Origin of the sequence: Sulfitobacter sp. 1A13421 (genome assembly GCF_043557285.1) — a bacterium.
GTDB classification, from domain to species: Bacteria; Pseudomonadota; Alphaproteobacteria; order Rhodobacterales; family Rhodobacteraceae; genus Sulfitobacter; species Sulfitobacter faviae.
In genome coordinates this window covers 1-1,219 of record NZ_JBIFFQ010000031.1, presented here as the reverse complement: position 1 = coordinate 1,219, position 1,219 = coordinate 1, and the positions used below count along the sequence as shown (strand labels likewise).

Genomic DNA, 1,219 nt, shown 5'->3' with positions numbered 1-1,219 from the left:
TGGGGCCTTAGCTCAGCTGGGAGAGCGCCTGATTTGCATTCAGGAGGTCAGGAGTTCGATCCTCCTAGGCTCCACCAAGCCTTTTGCAAAGCAAAAGGCGTCGCCCTGGCAGTCGTTGCGCAGCAACGATGAGAAGGGCAGCCATCAGCCCATCGAGACCAGCTTAACCACGCTGGCCCTCCCGGGACATTCCTTCGGAATGCCCTGACGGGCGACGCCGATTTGCCTTCGGCAAATCAGCTGGGTCGGTAGCTCAGGTGGTTAGAGCGCACGCCTGATAAGCGTGAGGTCGGAGGTTCAAGTCCTCCTCGACCCACCACCTTACTCAAGGTGGTAACTGGAACATACCTTCAAGCACATACGCATGTGTTTGAACGTCTGTTTCACAGACGAATTGACATCGTAAAGAGAGATACTAACAACATGTTTGATCTCACCGCGTTAGGTGATGATCTCAGTTGCTGCCCTTCGGGGCCGGTGTTTGACGGACTGTTTCCTCGGTCTTTCAAGCATATCGCGGCTGAAACGAATATGTTGTCCAAGTCAAGTACACTAACCAGAGCGGTGACGCTGCCTCCTGCACGGACGGCAGCTATCTGCATCGCTCATTGTCCAGACGACAGTCTGGGCGGGTAAAGTATGCTTTTGATGCAGAATAAGAGGGTCAGTTTCTTACCAGCTTCTGATCTTCGCGCGAGGCGCTAAGTCTTGCTTTTTCTGGATCAAATCAAGCGCGAAAAGGGCGTTTGGTGAATGCCTTGGCAGTAAGAGGCGATGAAAGACGTGATACTCTGCGATAAGCCATGGGGAGCTGAGAATAAGCATTGATCCATGGATTTCTGAATGGGGCAACCCACCTGATACTTTGTTATTACTGCACTTCGGTGCAGCTAATAACTTGGTAAACCAGGTATTTTTAGGCTGAATATATAGGCTTAAAAAGGCAAACCCGGGGAACTGAAACATCTAAGTACCCGGAGGAAAGGAAATCAATTGATACTCCCCTAGTAGCGGCGAGCGAACGGGGACCAGCCGAGCCATGAGTGTGATTAGAATGCGTTGGAATGCGCAACCAAAGTGGGTGATAGTCCCGTATAAGAAGCATGATTGGACGTATTAAGTAGGGCGGAACACGTGAAATTCTGTCTGAAGATCGGAGGACCACCTTCGAAGGCTAAGTACTCCTTACTGACCGATAGTGAACCAGTACCGTGAGGGA

At 51.1% G+C, this 1,219-nt stretch carries 2 tRNA genes and 1 rRNA gene; all 3 read left to right on the top strand.

Annotated features, from left to right (window positions below):
• Position 1: 1 nt before the first annotated feature.
• Positions 2–77, top strand: a tRNA-Ala gene (locus tag ACGYLI_RS18130).
• A 165-nt stretch (positions 78–242) separates the two neighbouring features.
• Positions 243–319 (top strand) — tRNA-Ile (locus ACGYLI_RS18125).
• A gap of 406 nt (positions 320–725) precedes the next feature.
• Positions 726–1,219, top strand: a 23S ribosomal RNA gene (locus tag ACGYLI_RS18120); the annotation flags it as partial.